Genomic DNA, 15745 nt, shown 5'->3' with positions numbered 1-15745 from the left:
GCGGCGAAAAAAGGGGGCGCTGTGATATAACACCGGGCTGTTTCTCCTACAACTGGACGAGCCTATGAAAGCCAAGGCTGATGTACCTTTCGCACCGCTCAATATCGCAGTGTTGACGGTCAGCGACACCCGAACCCTGGAAACCGATACCTCCGGCCAGGTCTTCGTCGACCGTCTGACGGCCGCCGGCCACCATCTGGCGCAGCGCGTGCTGCTCAAAGATGACCTGTACAAGATCCGTGCGCAAGTTGCCTACTGGATTGCCGAAGACGTCGTGCAAGTGGTGCTGATTACCGGCGGTACCGGTTTTACCGGCCGCGACAGCACCCCGGAAGCGGTTGCTTGCCTGCTGGACAAGCAGGTCGATGGTTTTGGTGAGCTTTTTCGTCAGATATCGGTTGCCGACATCGGCACTTCCACCGTGCAATCTCGGGCTTTGGCGGGACTGGCCAACGGCACGTTGGTCTGCTGCCTGCCTGGTTCGACCAATGCTGTGCGCACCGGTTGGGATGGCATCCTCGCCGAGCAACTGGACTCACGTCACCGCCCATGCAATTTCGTCACTCATTTGAAAAAGGCAGCGCCTTGTGAATCCCGTGGGTAAGCCGGGCAAGACCGGCAGTCTGATGCCGGTCGAAGAGGCATTGACGCGATTGCTGGAAATGGCCGAGAGCTCGCGGATTGTCGAGTACGAGTTTTTGCCACTGGCGCAGGTTCAGGGGCGAGTGCTGGCGCAGGATCTGATTTCGACGCTGGATCTGCCACCTTGGCCGAACAGCGCCATGGACGGTTATGCCTTGAGTCTGGCCGACTGGACCGGTGAGCCGTTGCCAGTCAGTCAGAAGATCTTCGCTGGACAGGCACCGGAACCTTTGAAACCAGGCACCTGTGCCCGGATCTTTACCGGCGCGCCGGTGCCTGCGGGGGCCGACTGTGTCGAAATGCAGGAAAACGTCGAGATTCATGCCGATGAGCGCGTGAGTTTCATCGAGACGATGGTGGCCGGGCAGAACATTCGCCCGCAAGGCCAGGAAACGACCGTCGGTGAACTGGTCTTGTCTGCAGGAACTCGGCTCGGTCCGATCGAGCTGGGGCTGGCTGCCTCGCTGGGTTGTGCAGGGCTTGAGGTCGTTCGCCAGGTTCGTGTGGCGGTTTTGTCCACCGGAGACGAGTTGGTCGAGCCGGGCACGACGTTGGGGCCGGGACAGATCTACAACAGCAACCGGGTGCTTTTGTGCAGCTGGTTGCAGCGCCTGGGATATGAAGTGGTTGATGCCGGCATTCTGCCTGATGATCTGGCCACTACCCGCGCGCGACTTGGGGAACTGCAGGATGTAGACCTGATTCTGTCGACCGGTGGCGTATCGGTCGGAGAGGCGGATTTCCTCGGAATCGCATTGAGGGAGGAGGGCGAACTGACACTCTGGAAGCTGGCAATCAAACCCGGCAAGCCATTGACGGTCGGGCATTTTCGCGGTGTTCCGGTGATTGGGTTGCCGGGCAATCCTGCCTCGACACTGGTGACTTTCGCCTTGTTGGCCCGACCTTATCTGTTACGTCGCCAGGGCGTGCAGGATGTCGAGCCGCTGAAAGTTTCGGTGCCCGCCGGATTTGTCTGGCCTCATGCCGGTAACCGCCGTGAATTTCTGCGAGGGCGCCTGGAGCAGGGGCAAGCGATTATCTACCGTAACCAGAGTTCGGGCGTTCTGCGCAGCGCTGCCTGGGCCGAGGGGCTGGTGGAGGTACGGGAGGGCCGAGTCCTGGCCGTAGGAGACCAGGTGCCATTCATTCCACTCAGCGAGCTTCTCGGTTGATCGCAGGTATTTAAAAGGCAGGCACAGTGGTTACACGATGCCTGCCTTTCTGCCAGTCAACGACTGATCAGTGCAACGAGCTGGTCGAACCGGCTATTGGCGATCCAGCCCACCAGTCCGAGCACCATCGCTGTCGCACCTGCCGAGTAGGCAAGGCGGTGCTTGATGGCTTTGACGTCTCCTCTGACTTCGTCCATGTCGCGTCGAATGTACTTGAGGTGAGTTTCCAGCTCGGTGACACGAGGTTCCATATTGTTTTCTCCGGTATTTCTGGCGCTGCATTTGAATTCGTCTTTGAGGCTGGCGCGACTTTCGGAGAGAGAGGCAACCGGACTCACGGCTAGTCCTGCTTCACGGCTTTGCATGGAAACGTCCACCTGCTGCCGTGGGGCTCTCTTGGCGAATGCCGAAATGCAAAATATCGAAAGTCCTGAAACTGTTTCCACTCATTACATGCACATCCTTGTGTAATTGAATTGAAGATCGCTAACGCCGACACACGTTGTACCAATGGCCGGGCTGGGTCAATTGAGCCGATTCCTTACGTTCTGTACGAAAAAGTACCGGTATGTAGGACGAGGAGGGCGAGCTTCAGGAATTAATCAGAAGAAGTACGACTTTTTTATCGATCTAGAGGGTCAAGATGTCGCGTACCAATTTGATTCCGGGAGTGACCGCAATGAGTGAACGCAAGGCATTGTTGATTCTGCATGGCAAGCAGGCACTCAACGAGGCGGTTCGTGCCGCTGTCGAGAACAAGCGAGAGCAAGGCTGGGAGCTGGCTGTGCGTCTGACCTGGGAGGCCGGCGATGCGCAGCGGTTGGTGGAAGAGGCGCTGGCGGCGGGATACCGCCAGATCATCGCCGGCGGTGGGGATGGCACCCTGCGTGATATCGCCGAAGCGCTGGCGGCGCAGCCAGGCAAAGCCGGTCTGGTGCTTTTACCGCTGGGAACTGCCAACGACTTTTCCCACGCGGCAGGTATTCCGATGGAGCCGACCGAGGCGCTTGAGTTGCTTGAAGCGCCCGCCCACGACATCGATCTGGGTGAAGTCGGTGGGCAGATCTTCCTGAACATGGCGACCGGAGGATTCGGCAGCCAGGTAACGGCCAACACGTCGGAAGATCTGAAAAAGGTATTGGGTGGCGCAGCTTATTTGTTCACCGGTTTGACGCGGTTCAGTGAACTGCATGCCGCGTACGGTGAGTTGCAGGGGCCGGATTTCCATTGGCAAGGCGAGTTGCTGGCCCTCGGGATCGGCAATGGCCGTCAGGCCGGCGGCGGACACGTGTTGTGCCCCGAAGCGCTGGTGGACGATGGTCTTTTGGATATCAGCATCCTGCCGGCGCCGCAGGAGTTGGTTGGCACACTGAAAAATCTGCTCAGCGACGGCTTCGGCATTGACAACATGTTTGTGCGCGCCCGTTTGCCATGGGTTGAAATCAAGGTCGCCGAAGGGCTTTACATCAATCTCGACGGCGAGCCCCTGGAGGGCGAAAGTTTACGGTTTGCGGCGCGCCCCGGGGCGTTGCGTGTGCATCTGCCGAAGGACTCACCGCTGCTGAGCGTCACTCCCAGGCTCAATCGTCCAGACTAATGATCTGTTCTCGCACGGCAAACAGCACCAGGCCCGCCACATCGTAGATCTGCAGGCGTTTCATGATCTGCGAGCGGTGGGTTTCGACCGTCTTGATGCTCAAGCCCAGGCCGTTGGCGATTTCTCGCGTGGATTTGCCACGCACGATCAGGCGCAGGATTTCCAGCTGGCGTGCGGTCAGGTTGTGCGACTCGGCGACTTCCGGCTGTTGTTTCAGGTTGCGGGTCAGTGCCTGATTGATCACGGTATGGGCGATGGCAGGGCTCAAGTAGCGCTCGTTGTTGCGCAGGGCTTCGAGTGCATGTTCGAGCTCGGTGGCCGTGGTGTCCTTGAGCAGGTAACCGTGAGCACCGGACTCCAGCGCCTGCATGATCAGCGCGGGGTCGGTGTGCATCGACAGAATCAGCACTTTGCTCTGTGGGCGTACTCTTCTGAGTCGCTGCAGGGCTTCCAGCCCGCCGGTTTCTTTCATGGAAATGTCCAGCAATACGATATCGGGGGACAGCAGCTCGACCATCTCGAGCAGCTGCGAGCCATCATTGGCCTCGCCGATGACTGCATAGCCGGGAATATCCAGCACCAGGGCACGCACGCCGGCCCTGATCAGCGAGTGGTCATCCACCAGAAGTAAGTTACAAGTCAACGCATAACCTTATTCGTACTGGCCCGCTCGAGTGCCCGGGGCGCCCAGGGGAATAGTGCTTCGATTTGAGTACCTTTGCCGGGCTCGCTGGTCACACTGAGTGTACCGCCCAGTTGCTCGATGCGTTCTGCCATCCCGGCCATGCCGCGCTGTCCTTCGCGACCAGGGTTCGCCGCCGGGGAAAAACCCAGGCCATCATCGCTGATCAGCAGGGTCAGGCCCTGTGGCAGACGTTGCACGCGGATCAACAGGTTTTTGGCCTGCGCATGGCGAAGAATGTTGGTCACCGCTTCCTGAGTGATGCGAAACGCTGCGACGGCCATCTCTTCGGGGATTCCATTCAGGCGCTGCTGGCAGTCCAGGCTCCAGTGCACCGAAGTATTGGCCAATACCTTGAGCAGGTGTGCACGCAGGCTCGCTTCCAGACCAAGGCTGGTCAATTGCCGCGGGTTGAGAATGGCCGAAACGTCGCGCACCTTGTTGAGGGTTTCTTCCAGCGTCTCGCAAAGTACCGAACAGTGTTCCTGCATATCCGCGGGCAAGCGGCGCTTGAGCCATTCGCTTTGCAGTTTGGCGGCGGTCAACAACTGGCCGATATCGTCATGCAGTTCGCGACTCAGGCGATGGCGCTCGTTTTCCTGGACTTCCAGCAAACGGTCGGCCAGTTCCTGAGGCTGGAACTTGATGGATTTGCGCGACAGGCGATGTTGTGTCCAGACGCAGCCTGCAGCCGCCACGTTGATCAACAACAGGCCGAGCGACAGCTGCGCGGACAATCCATAGGTCAACACACTGCCCAGAGCCGAGCCTGTACACAGCAGGAGGGTAATCCTGCGGGCATTTTCTCGGGAGGGAGGCCATGTGGTGATTGACTTGAGACTGGCGTACATAGCGGATGGAGCCAATGGATGTTCGCTGCGGGCAGACCGGTCAGAAGGACTGGCGGTCTCTGTCTGGAAAACGTTCATTCAGGTTGTTGATTTCAAAACGGTTCAGTGATCAATAATTGAGCGCCAACTTCGGTGGAGACCGATCATTGAAGTCACAATGCCATTAATTGAAACAACTAACGGCCGGCATAATACCACTTAACATACCGTTGGTCGCGTTTGCCCTATATGTCCAAAGAGTCAGGAAACAGGCCATGTTGGACGAAGGTTCCATAATGGAAAGTTGAAATACCTGACCCGATAATTATCGATGCGGTCGCAAGTTTTCTTTTACACAGGAAAACCCTGATATCAGCAGAGGGTAGTCTGCATTCAGCGAGAGTAATTATTTATCGGGAGGGTCGCAGGCAGGCATGAACTATTCATTTGCGACATTCGACTGCGAAAGCTGACCGGCTCAAGCGGCCCAAGGTGTGCCCGATTACGCTTGCCGTTCCGACCAGGCTACGAGGGTCAGGGACTTGCCGTTGTGCGGCAATTGAAAGTGTGTCTGGCCGACCTGGCAGGCAAAGGCTTCGATGAGCGACACCTGCTCGCTTTCATCCAGACCCAATTGCCCGGTACTTGGATCAACCAGCTCCAGTTGCCAGGCCATCAGGGTGAAGCAATCCTTCAGTGCTTCCAGGGCCTGTGCATGCAAATCCACGTGACCCTGCACCTGGGTGAGCAAGCCATGCAGGTGCAGGGAGAATTCGGATACCGCCTCCAGCCCCAGGGCATCGGCCTTGTTCGCCAGTTTGAGGAGGGTGCTGAGCATGCAGTCGATGGCGTCCTTGTCATTGCTGATCAGCTGCAGATGGCTGAGGCATTCTTCAGACTTGGCCAGGAGCGTTTCAGCCTCGACGAGAAATTCGGGGAACCGCTGCGCCCATTCACTACGGTCGTTCGGCATGCTTATCTCCACCACGTCATGTCTGATGAGGGAATGCCGTGTGTGTCGACGATCATGAACCGTCGCGAGACCGCGCCCCGGTGTGCATTGGCACAAAACTGGGGATTCAAGAGGATGTGTTTCCACTGAACTGCGATCGCACACAATAGCCTGACTCCGTTCATGCAATGAGAATGGCGTCACATTAATGGCTATTGGATATCGCGAATATCAGGTTAGGCCTGATTGTTCCTAGGGGATTCCCTTAGGCACGGGAACCTGTGGCGCAAATCAGGGTCGCGCCGAAGAGAATGTAGCAGATGATTTCTGCGGAGCCAGTAAAGCATGATGTTAATGTGACATCAATGCCTGTTCATGGCATTTTGTTGGCGATTTTTGACGGGATCAAGATCCGCCAGATTCAGCCGATAACCCCCAATAGTGAATTCATCAGAACAAGCCCAGGAGTCATTGATGGCCGGCATTCTCGACACGGTAGACCAACGCACGCAACTGGTGGGTGAGAATCGCCTGGAAATTCTCATGTTTCGACTGGCGGGACGCCAATTGTTCGCGATCAACGTGTTCAAGGTGCAGGAAGTGCTGCAGCTGCCAAAACTGACCCTGATGCCCCAGCGTCACCCGTTTGTCTGCGGTGTGGTCAACCTGCGCGGCCAGACGCTGCCGGTGATCGACCTGTCCCAGGCGATCGGCATGCGTCCGTTGGTGCCGGGCCCGAACAGCACAATCATCGTCACTGAATACAACCGTTCGGTGCAGGCGTTCCTCGTCGGTGGCGTGGACCGCATCGTCAACATGAACTGGGAAGCCATCCTGCCGCCGCCGACCAGCGCCGGTCGTCAGCATTATCTGACGGCCATCAGCAAGGTCGACGATCAACTGGTGGAGATCATCGACGTCGAGAAAGTCCTCGCCGAAATCGTGCCGTACAACGCCAAGGTTTCGCGCGACAAACTGGACGATCCGGTGCTGGAACGCGCCCGTGGCCGCGAAGTATTGCTGGTGGACGACTCCAACGTGGCGCTCTCGCAATTGCGCGACACCCTCGGCCAGTTGGGCGTGAAGATGCACATCGCCAGCGACGGCCTGAAAGCCCTGAACATGCTCAAGGCCTGGGCGGACACCGGGGTGAACATGACCGACAAACTGCTGATGGTGTTCACCGACGCGGAAATGCCGGAAATGGACGGCTATCGCCTGACCACCGAAATCCGTAACGACCCGCGCCTGCGTGGCCTTTATGTGGTGTTGCACACTTCGCTGTCCGGCAGTTTCAACGACTCGATGGTGAAGAAGGTCGGGTGCGACAACTTCCTCTCCAAGTTCCAGCCGGACAAGCTGGTCGATGTGGTGCGCCAGCGTCTGATGCTCGACGAAGTGCCGGCCTGATCAACCTGTCGAGGCTGACCCTGCGTCAGCCTTTGATTCGCTGACAAAGCTCGTATAGGGTGGCGTTTTTGACCCACCAGGGAGCTGGCCATGCTGCGTCTGAGCGCGCTTTATCGTTACCCGTTGAAATCCGCCAAGGGCGAGGTCCTGCAAGGGATCGGCCTGGACAAACTGGGGCTTGAGGGTGACCGACGCTGGATGCTGGTGGACGAGGCCAGCGGGCGGTTCCTGACCCAGCGTGCCGAAGCGAAAATGAGCCAGCTCTCGGCGCTGTGGAACGCCAGCGGTGGCCTGACGCTCAGCGCGCCGGGGCATTCGGCAATCGATGTTGCCTTGCCCGGCAGCGACGACAACCTGCGTGGCGTGACCATTTGGCGTGACACCCTGCGTGTGCCGGATGCCGGTGAAGAGGCGGCCCGCTGGGTCAGCGATTTCATTGGCAAACCGACGCGCCTGGTGCAAGTGCCGCTGGATCGCGCCCGGACGACTCAGGCCGGGTACGGCAATGACGACGATCAAGTGGCATTCGCCGACGGCTTTCCACTGCTGCTCATTGGTGAGGCATCGCTGCAACACCTGTCGCAGGCGGTCGGGCGTCCGCTAGAAATGCTGCGGTTCCGGCCGAATCTGGTGATCGAAGGCAGTGATGCTTACGCCGAGGATGGCTGGAAGCGGATTCGGATCGGCGATGTCGAGTTCCGCGTGGTCAAGTCGTGTTCACGCTGCATTCTCACCACGATCGATCCGCAGACTGGAGAGCGCAGCGCTGACCGCGAACCCCTGGCGACCTTGCAGAAGACCCGTGCCCAGGCCGACGGCGCGATGTTCGGCCAGAACCTGGTCAACGACAGCAACGGCCGGCTTGAAGTCGGCATGCCGGTGGAAATCCTCGAATAACCGGCCCTGAAACGAAAAATGCCCGTGTCCCTGGACACGGGCATTTTTTATGACCGCCGAAAACCGTGGTTTCAGCCGCGGTATTCGCACAGGTAAGCGGTGTCGACGGCGACTTTCAGCTGGAACTTGCTGTTGGCGGGCACGTTGAACTGGCTGCCCGCGGCGAAAGTTTCCCAGTCGCTGCTGTCCGGCAGTTTGACGGTCAAGGCGCCCGAAACCACGTGCATGATTTCACGCTGGCTGGTGCCGAATTCGTATTCGCCCGGGGCCATGACGCCGATGGTCGCAGGGCCTTCAGCGGTGCCAAAAGCGATCGACTTGACGGTGCCGTCGAAGTACTCGTTGACTTTAAACATGGGCGATTCCTCTCGAAAGGGCTTAAAAGGGTCAAAAAGGGGCGGCCAGTATGCACAAGGCTCCGGGCGTCGTCATCTGTCTAGAGTGGCAATACCAGTGGCAACAGGCGTGCGGTATTGCGCGCATCCTCCAGTGCCCGGTGTTGTTGACCGCTGAATTGCATCCCCGCCAGTTGTAACGCGCCATTGAGGCCCAGAGGCCGTTCGAGGCGCCGGGCCTTGGCAAAGCGCTGTTTGAGGTTCATGTGCGGCACCCGGCTCAGGGCGCTGTCGAGTTGCAGGCGCTGCCATTCCTGAAGCAACTGCTTGCGGTCGTAATCGCCCCAGCTGGCCCAGCCTTCAAGGCGCGTCTGGTGCTGACCGAGCCAGCGCTCGAACGCAGGCCACACTTCGCTCAACGGCTGCGCCGCGTCGATGTTGGCCTGGGTGATGTGCGTGAGTTCGCGGCAAAAGGGCGTCAACAAGGGGCGCCGCGTCGGTTTGACGAAGCGCTGAAAGTGATCCTGCTCGCGACCCGCGCGATCCACCAGGGTCGCGCCGATCTCGATGATCTCCATTTCCGTAACCGGCCAGCCACCCTCATCGGTGGTGGCTTCCAGATCTATGACCAGCCAATGGGGCATCGCAGGGTTCCTGATTTCCGCGTCCTGATTATTCAGAGCGTAGTCAAACCTTGCGGATGCGCGCGGCGACTACTCGACCTGCAACAGAACCTGACGATTTTTTACCTGATCGCCGACCTTGACCTGCACCCGCTTGAGCACGCCGTCGATGCCGGCCTTGAGCGGGTGCTCCATTTTCATCGCTTCCAGCACCACCAGCAGTTGGCCCTTGCTGACCGGGCTGCCTTCGCTGACGAGCACATCGATGATGGCGCCATCCATCGGCGCTTTCAATGTGCCGGAACTGACGCTGGTCTGACTGTCGATCACCGCTTGAGTTCGGTCCACCAGATGCAGGCTGCCGGGGTGGGTGAACAGCCAGAGCTGGTCGTCGCGCAGGCGACAGGCATGGCGCTGACGCAGGCCATCGATTTCCAGTGTCACGGCCACGGCGGTGTGCTCGACCAGCGTGAGTTTGATGACACGTTCGGCGACCTGCACTTCAAACGTGTTGTCCGGTCTGGCGCGCAGTTGCACGTTCCATTCGCGGGCGTCGAGGCCGATGCGATAGAGCAACGGCGCGCCGGCGTTGTTGCGCCATCCGGACAACAGGGCGCGATGTTGTTGCGCGGCGGATTGGTAAAAAATCACCGCCGCGATGGCCAGCTCTTCGGCACTGGGCGAATAGGCGTGCAGGCAATCGTGATCGGCGAAATGTTGAGGGATGAAGCCAGTGCCGAACTCACCGCTGATGAATTGCGGATGCTGCAAAAGGCTGGCGAGCAAGCGCTGATTGCTCTGCACGCCAAGCAACACGCTGTCCTGCACGGCGCGCAGCAGTTTGCGCCGTGCCTCTTCACGGGTCGCGCCGTGGGCGATCAGTTTGCCGAGCATCGGGTCGTAGAACGGTGAAATCCACTGTCCTTCGATCAGGCCGTGATCGACCCGCGCGCCGCGATCCAGTGCCGGCGCCCAGGCTTCGACACGCCCGGTCTGCGGCAGAAAACCCTGGGCCGGGTCTTCGGCGTAGAGGCGCACTTCCATCGCGTGGCCATCGAGTTTCACCTGCGCCTGGGTCAGTGGCAAAGGCTGCCCCTCGGCGACTGCCAGTTGCCACGCGACCAGATCCAGCCCGGTAATCAACTCCGTCACCGGGTGCTCGACCTGCAACCGGGTGTTCATCTCCAGAAAGTAGAACCGGCCATCGGTATCAAGCAAAAACTCCACGGTGCCGGCACCTACGTAGTTCACCGCACGCCCGGCCTTGAGTGCCGCTTCTCCCATCGCCTGGCGCAGTTCTTCGGTCATCACCGGGCACGGCGCTTCTTCGATGACTTTCTGGTGGCGACGCTGTATCGAACAGTCGCGCTCGCCGAGGTAGATCAGGTTGCCGTGATGGTCGCCGAGCAGCTGCACCTCGACATGTCGCGGCTCGATCAACGCCTGTTCGAGGATCAGTTCATCACTGCCGAAACCGTTCAATGCTTCCGAACGGGAGGTGCGCAATTGCGCTGGCAATTCCTCGACGCTGTGCACCAGACGCATGCCGCGCCCGCCACCGCCGGCGCTGGCCTTGATCATCAACGGGTAACCGATGCGTTCGGCTTCGCGGGTCAGCGTCACGTCGTCCTGCTCGGCGCCTTGATAGCCGGCGATGCACGGGACGCCGGCGGCGAGCATGGCGATTTTCGACTGTCGTTTGCTGCCCATCAGTTCGATGGCTTCGACGCTGGGGCCGATGAAGGTCAGGCCGGCCTGTTCGCAGGCGCGGGCGAATTCGGCATTTTCCGAGAGAAAACCGTAGCCCGGATGGATGGCGTCGGCGCCGCTGCGCCGGGCGGCGTCGAGAATGGCCGGGATGTTCAGGTAGGACTGCTGCACGGGTGCCGGGCCGATGTTCACGGCCTCGTCCGCCATTTGGACATGCAGTGCGTCAGCGTCGGCATCGCTGAAAACGGCGACGGTGCGATAACCGAGGGCCTGGGCAGTGCGCTGGATGCGGCAGGCGATTTCACCGCGGTTGGCGATCAGGATTTTGTGGAGGGCTGGCATGATAATTTTCCTGAGTTTTTGGCGGTGAATTGAAGGGCCTCATCGCGGGCTTGCTCCGGGCGGCGTTCCGACGAAGCTTTCAGGAGGCCCACCTCGGTTTGCGTTTTTGCACAAACGCCATCGTGCCTTCTATGCCTTCGGCGCCGGTCACCGCTGCGCTGAACCACTGCGCGGCTTCGTCCAGCAACTCACTCGACGGCTGGCCGGCGCTGGCCAGCAGCAGTTTTTTCGTCATGGCGTTCGCTTCGGGGGCACAACACAAGACGTGATCCAGCACTTCATCCAGTCGCTCGGCGAGCGCCTGTGGATCCTGTTCGACAAAATGCACCAGCCCCAGACGCCGGGCCTGATGGCCGTCGAAGCGGGCGGCGGTCAGGGCCAGGCGGCGGGCTTCAGTCAGGCCGATGCGCTGCACCACGAACGGTGCGATCTGCGCCGGCAGCAGGCCTAGGCTGGTTTCCGGCAAACCGAATTGCGCCTGATGATCGGCTATCGCGATATCACTGACACAGGCCAGCCCGAATCCGCCCCCGAGCACTGCGCCCTGCAGCACGGTGATCAGCACTTGCGGTGCGTGCTGCGCTTCTTCCAGCAACGACCCGAACGCCCGGTTCAGGTCGCGATAGGCATCACTGCCCTGAGCACGGGCGTTGGCCATGTCCTTGATGTCACCGCCGGCGCAGAAATGCCCGCCGGCACCGCTGAGCACCAGTGCGCGGACGCTGCGGTCATCGCACACGCTGGTCAGCACGGCGCGCAACTCGGCGACCATTTGCAGGCTCATGGCGTTGCGGCTGTCCGGGCGATTGAGGGTGATGTGCAACACGCCGTTGTGCCGCTCCAGCAGCAGCGTCTGGCAATCGGGCAGGGCGCTCATTTCTTTTTCCCCGGCAGGATGCCCATCAGTTTGCAGATGATCCCCAGCATGATTTCATCGGCGCCGCCGCCAATCGACACCAGCCGCACGTCGCGGTAGGCGCGGGCTACCGGGTTGTCCCACATGAAGCCCATGCCGCCCCAGTATTGCAGGCAACTGTCGCTGACTTCACGGCCGAGACGCCCGGCCTTGAGCTTGGCCATCGAGGCCAGTCGGGTGACGTCCTGGCCTTTGACGTATTGCTCGGTGGCCTGATAGACCAGCGCCCGCAGGCATTCGATTTCGGTCTGCAATTCGGCGAGGCGGAAGTGGATCACCTGGTTGTCGATCAGCGCGTTGCCGAAGGTTTTGCGTTCCTTGCAGTACTCGATGGTGCTGTCGACGCAGTATTCCAGGCCCTTGATCATGTTGGCCGCGCCGAACAGACGTTCCTCCTGGAACTGCAGCATCTGCATCATGAACCCGGCGCCTTCATGGCCGATGCGATTGCGCTGGGGCACGCGCACGTTGTCGAAAAACACCTGGGCGGTTTCCGAGCTGCGCATGCCGAGCTTGTCCAGATGCGAACTGAGGCTGATGCCCGGCGTGTTCATCGGCACCATGATCAGCGATTTGTTGACATGCGGCTTGTCGTCCGAGGTGTTGGCCAGCAGGCAAATGAAATCGGCGCTCGGCGAGTTGGTGATCCACATTTTGCTGCCGTTGATCACATAGTCGTCGCCATCCTTGCGCGCTGTGGTCTTGAGCCCGGCGACATCGGAGCCGGCGCCGACTTCCGAGACGCCGATGCAACCGACCTGCTCGCCGGTGATCGCCGGACGCAGGAATTCTTCGCGCAGTTCATCGGAGCCGAAGCGGGCGAGGGCGGGGGTGCACATGTCGGTTTGTACGCCGATCGACATCGGAATGCCGCCGCAGTGGATGGTGCCGAACTCTTCGGCGGCGACGATCGAATAGCTGTAATCCAGGCCCATGCCGCCGAATTTTTCCGGCTTGGAAATCCCCAGCAGACCGAGGTTGCCGGCCTTGCGGAAAATCTCGTGGATCGGAAAGCGCCCGGCCTTTTCCCATTCATCGACATGGGGGTTGATCTCGTGCTCGACGAACTGGCGGACGGTGCGGCGCAGAGCTTCGTGTTCCGGGGTGAAGATCATTTTTATTGTTCTCCTTTAATCCGTGGCGGTCAGAACCGGCTGACGCCGAAGCTGTTGGGTTGCAACGTGCGGATGTCGGCTTCGTGGCAGATGTCCAGCAGGTAACCGAGCAGGGTGCGGGTGTCGCGCGGGTCGATCAGCCCGTCGTCCCACAGGTTGGCGCTGCCGTAGAGGGCGGTGGACTGGCTGTCGAGTTTCTGCGCGGTGACCTGCTCCAGCATGTCGAGCATTTTCGGATCGGGCACCAGACCGTCCTTGAGCTGTTTGGCTTCGGTGACGATGCGCAACACCTTGCCGGCCTGGGCGCCGCCCATCACGGCGGTGCGGCTGTTGGGCCAGGCGAAGATGAAGCGTGGATCGAGCCCGCGTCCACACATCGCGTAGTTGCCCGCGCCGTAAGAACCTCCGACCACGATCGTCAGTTTCGGCACCCGCGCATTGGCCACGGCCTGGATCAGTTTCGAGCCGTGCTTGATCACGCCGTGCTGTTCCGATTCGGTGCCGACCATGAACCCGGTGGTGTTGTGGAAGAACAGCAGCGGTGTCTGGCTCTGATCGCAGAGCTGAATGAACTGCGCCGCCTTGCTCGCACCGTTGGGCGTGATCGGGCCGTTGTTGCCGATGAAACCGCAGGCGCGGCCCTGGATTTTCAGGTGGCCGCAAACGGTCTGTTGATCGAACTCGCCCTTGAACTCCAGGAAGCGCGACTCATCGGCAATCCGCGCAATGATTTCGCGTACGTCGTAAGGTTTTTTCGGGTCGTCCGGGATCAGGCCGAGCAGTTCGTCGATGGGGTACAGCGGCTCTTTGAATTGCGGCTCGGGCAGCCACGGCAGTTGCTCGTTCCAGTTCAGCAGGCTGACGATTTCCCGCACCTGACGCACGCCGTCGGCGTCGTTTTCGGCCAGGTATTCGGCGGTGCCGGCGACTTGCGCGTGCATCTCGGCGCCGCCCAGTTCTTCGTCGGTGGCGACTTCACCAGTCGCTGCTTTAAGCAACGGCGGGCCGGCAAGAAACAGCTTGGCCTTGCCGCGCACCACCACCACGTAATCCGACAGCCCCGGCTGATAGGCACCGCCGGCGGTGGCCGAGCCGTGCACCACAGTGATCTGCGGCAAACCCATGGCCGACATCCGCGCCTGATTGGCAAAGCTGCGTGCGCCTTCGACGAAAATTTCTGCCGCGTAATTGAGGTTGGCGCCGCCACTTTCGGCGAGGGTGATGACCGGCAGTTTGTTTTCCTGGGCGATCTGTTGCAGGCGCAGGGATTTTTTCAGGCCTGACGGGGAAATCGTTCCGCCCTTGATCGCGCTGTTGTTCGCCACGATCAAGGCGCGCACGCCGGACACGTAACCGATGCCGGCGATCAAGCCGCCACCGGCGGAGCTGCCGTCCTTGTCGTCGTGCAGTTTGTAGCCGGCCAGGCTCGCCAGTTCGAGGAACGGCGCGCCGGGGTCGAGCAACAGATTCAGACGTTCACGGGGCAGCAGTTGCCCGCGCTTGTCGAATTTCGGTTTGGCCTCGGCCGCCTTGTTCAGCAGGTTCTGTTCGAGCTGCTGGACTTGCTCGATGGCGGCGAGCATCGCTGCGCGGTTGCGGGCGAAGGCTTCGCTGTGTGGGTCGAGTCGGGATTGAATGACCGGCATGGCTTACTCCTTGTCCTTCAAGACATCCGGCATGTAAGCCCGGTGAAAACCGTTGAAGGATTCGCTGTGGGTCGCCTTGTGCAACGGCCACGCACGACTGCCCAGACTGGCCGCGCCGTCGATGCGCAAGGTGCTGCCGCTGATGAACGCGGCAGCCGGGCTGAGCAGAAACACGATCGCCGCGCTGACTTCCGATTCGGTGCCGATGCGCTTGAGCGGCACGTGTTCGCGCAAGGTCGGGATCACCGCTTTGAACGCGCCTTCGTAAGTGTCCATGCCGCTGGAAGCGATCCAGCCCGGGGCTACCGCATTCACTCGAACGCCGGCATAACCCCATTCGAACGCCGCGGTTTTGGTGAAATTGTCCATGCCCGAACGCGCGGCGCCTGAGTGGCCCATACCGGGCATGCCGCCCCACATGTCGGCGAGCATGTTGACGATGTTGCCGCCGTGTTTGCTCATCGACTGGTTGAACACTTCCCGGGCCATCAGGAAACCGCCGACCAGATTGGTCCGCAGTACGGTTTCGAAGCCTTTCTGATTGATCGAGGCCAGGGGCGACGGATACTGCCCTCCGGCATTGTTGACCAGCCCGTGGATCGGCCCGTGTTCGCGGATCAGTTCGCTGACCAGTGTCTTCACCGCTTCTTCGTCACGAATATCGCAGGCCTTCCAGTGGGCGCGACCGCCGTCCTCGGCAATCTCGGCGGCGACGGTTTGCAGCTTTTCCGGCTTGCGACCGACCAGCACCACGTTGGCCCCGAGCGCCGCGAGTTCATGGGCGGTGCAACGCCCGATGCCACTGCCGCCGCCGGTGACGATGACGGTCTGACCGCTGAACAGATCAGCCCTGAAAATCGATTCGAACGCCATGGT

15 protein-coding genes and 2 pseudogenes are annotated in these 15745 nt (G+C 60.4%); 5 read left to right on the top strand and 12 right to left on the bottom strand.

Annotated features, from left to right (window positions below):
• Positions 1-64 precede the first annotated feature (64 nt).
• Positions 65-604 carry a molybdenum cofactor biosynthesis protein B gene (gene moaB / locus CAF80_RS25970; RefSeq protein ID WP_039770415.1) on the top strand — a complete coding sequence of 180 codons (540 nt, stop codon included), beginning with the start codon at positions 65-67 and terminating at the stop codon, positions 602-604.
• Complete coding sequence (glp, locus tag CAF80_RS25965; RefSeq protein WP_074687957.1) at positions 588-1814, top strand: gephyrin-like molybdotransferase Glp; 1227 nt, start codon at positions 588-590, stop codon at positions 1812-1814. Before moaB ends, glp begins: the two co-directional genes overlap by 17 nt.
• 56 nt (positions 1815-1870) lie before the next feature.
• Here glp and CAF80_RS28935 read toward each other — a convergent pair whose 3' ends face one another.
• Positions 1871-2179 (bottom strand): hypothetical protein, encoded by a 309-nt coding sequence (locus tag CAF80_RS28935; RefSeq protein WP_170844867.1) that lies wholly within the window; start codon positions 2177-2179, stop codon positions 1871-1873.
• A gap of 314 nt (positions 2180-2493) precedes the next feature.
• On the opposite strand from CAF80_RS28935, the gene yegS reads away from it, so the two are divergent.
• Positions 2494-3411, top strand: coding sequence for a lipid kinase YegS (gene yegS, locus CAF80_RS25955; RefSeq protein ID WP_039770721.1), 918 nt, complete (start codon positions 2494-2496; stop codon positions 3409-3411).
• On the opposite strand, the gene CAF80_RS25950 is transcribed toward yegS, so the two are convergent.
• From CAF80_RS25950 to CAF80_RS25940, 3 genes are all read right to left on the bottom strand, one after another.
• Positions 3395-4054, bottom strand: a complete 660-nt coding sequence (locus tag CAF80_RS25950) for a response regulator transcription factor (protein WP_039770409.1) — start codon at positions 4052-4054, stop codon at positions 3395-3397. The genes yegS and CAF80_RS25950 overlap by 17 nt on opposite strands.
• A complete protein-coding gene (locus tag CAF80_RS25945; RefSeq protein WP_039770407.1) occupies positions 4051-4944 on the bottom strand; it encodes a sensor histidine kinase in 894 nt (297 codons plus the stop codon). Before CAF80_RS25945 ends, CAF80_RS25950 begins: the two co-directional genes overlap by 4 nt.
• Before the next feature lie 481 nt (positions 4945-5425).
• Positions 5426-5896 (bottom strand): hypothetical protein, encoded by a 471-nt coding sequence (locus tag CAF80_RS25940; RefSeq protein WP_039770405.1) that lies wholly within the window; start codon positions 5894-5896, stop codon positions 5426-5428.
• Positions 5897-6349: 453 nt separating this feature from the next.
• Between CAF80_RS25940 and CAF80_RS25935 the strand changes: the two genes are divergently transcribed.
• Together CAF80_RS25935 and CAF80_RS25930 are read left to right on the top strand one after the other, a co-directional pair.
• Positions 6350-7285, top strand: coding sequence for a chemotaxis protein CheV (locus tag CAF80_RS25935; protein WP_003226705.1), 936 nt, complete (start codon positions 6350-6352; stop codon positions 7283-7285).
• Positions 7286-7375: 90 nt separating this feature from the next.
• Positions 7376-8182, top strand: coding sequence for an MOSC domain-containing protein (locus tag CAF80_RS25930; RefSeq protein ID WP_074687955.1), 807 nt, complete (start codon positions 7376-7378; stop codon positions 8180-8182).
• 71 nt (positions 8183-8253) lie between these two features.
• On the opposite strand, the gene CAF80_RS25925 is transcribed toward CAF80_RS25930, so the two are convergent.
• The 8 genes and pseudogenes from CAF80_RS25925 to CAF80_RS25895 all read right to left on the bottom strand — a co-directional run bounded on the left by CAF80_RS25925 (position 8254) and on the right by CAF80_RS25895 (position 15742).
• Positions 8254-8538: a pyrimidine/purine nucleoside phosphorylase gene (locus CAF80_RS25925; protein WP_007940055.1), complete on the bottom strand. Its 285-nt coding sequence runs from the start codon at positions 8536-8538 to the stop codon at positions 8254-8256.
• An 80-nt stretch (positions 8539-8618) separates the two neighbouring features.
• Positions 8619-9161 carry an exonuclease domain-containing protein gene (locus tag CAF80_RS25920; RefSeq protein ID WP_039770400.1) on the bottom strand — a complete coding sequence of 181 codons (543 nt, stop codon included), beginning with the start codon at positions 9159-9161 and terminating at the stop codon, positions 8619-8621.
• A 69-nt stretch (positions 9162-9230) separates the two neighbouring features.
• Positions 9231-9581: pseudogene (locus CAF80_RS29335) on the bottom strand (acetyl-CoA carboxylase biotin carboxyl carrier protein subunit); the annotation flags it as partial.
• A 128-nt stretch (positions 9582-9709) separates the two neighbouring features.
• Positions 9710-11192: pseudogene (locus CAF80_RS25915) on the bottom strand (acetyl/propionyl/methylcrotonyl-CoA carboxylase subunit alpha); the annotation flags it as partial.
• Positions 11193-11271: 79 nt separating this feature from the next.
• Entirely contained in the window at positions 11272-12069 is a 798-nt protein-coding gene (locus tag CAF80_RS25910; protein WP_074687952.1) for an enoyl-CoA hydratase/isomerase family protein, read from the bottom strand.
• Positions 12066-13223, bottom strand: coding sequence for a citronellyl-CoA dehydrogenase (atuD, locus tag CAF80_RS25905; RefSeq protein ID WP_074687950.1), 1158 nt, complete (start codon positions 13221-13223; stop codon positions 12066-12068). Before atuD ends, CAF80_RS25910 begins: the two co-directional genes overlap by 4 nt.
• Positions 13224-13252: 29 nt before the next feature.
• Positions 13253-14869 (bottom strand): geranyl-CoA carboxylase subunit beta, encoded by a 1617-nt coding sequence (gene atuC / locus CAF80_RS25900; protein ID WP_074687948.1) that lies wholly within the window; start codon positions 14867-14869, stop codon positions 13253-13255.
• 3 nt (positions 14870-14872) lie between these two features.
• Positions 14873-15742: an SDR family oxidoreductase gene (locus CAF80_RS25895; protein ID WP_039770395.1), complete on the bottom strand. Its 870-nt coding sequence runs from the start codon at positions 15740-15742 to the stop codon at positions 14873-14875.
• Between the last annotated feature and the right edge of the window lie 3 nt (positions 15743-15745).

The organism is Pseudomonas sp. B34(2017) (assembly GCF_002112915.1).
GTDB lineage: Bacteria > Pseudomonadota > Gammaproteobacteria > Pseudomonadales > Pseudomonadaceae > Aquipseudomonas > Aquipseudomonas pharyngis.
Note: the sequence above shows the minus strand (reverse complement) of the source record. Positions and strands in the feature narration are given on the sequence as shown.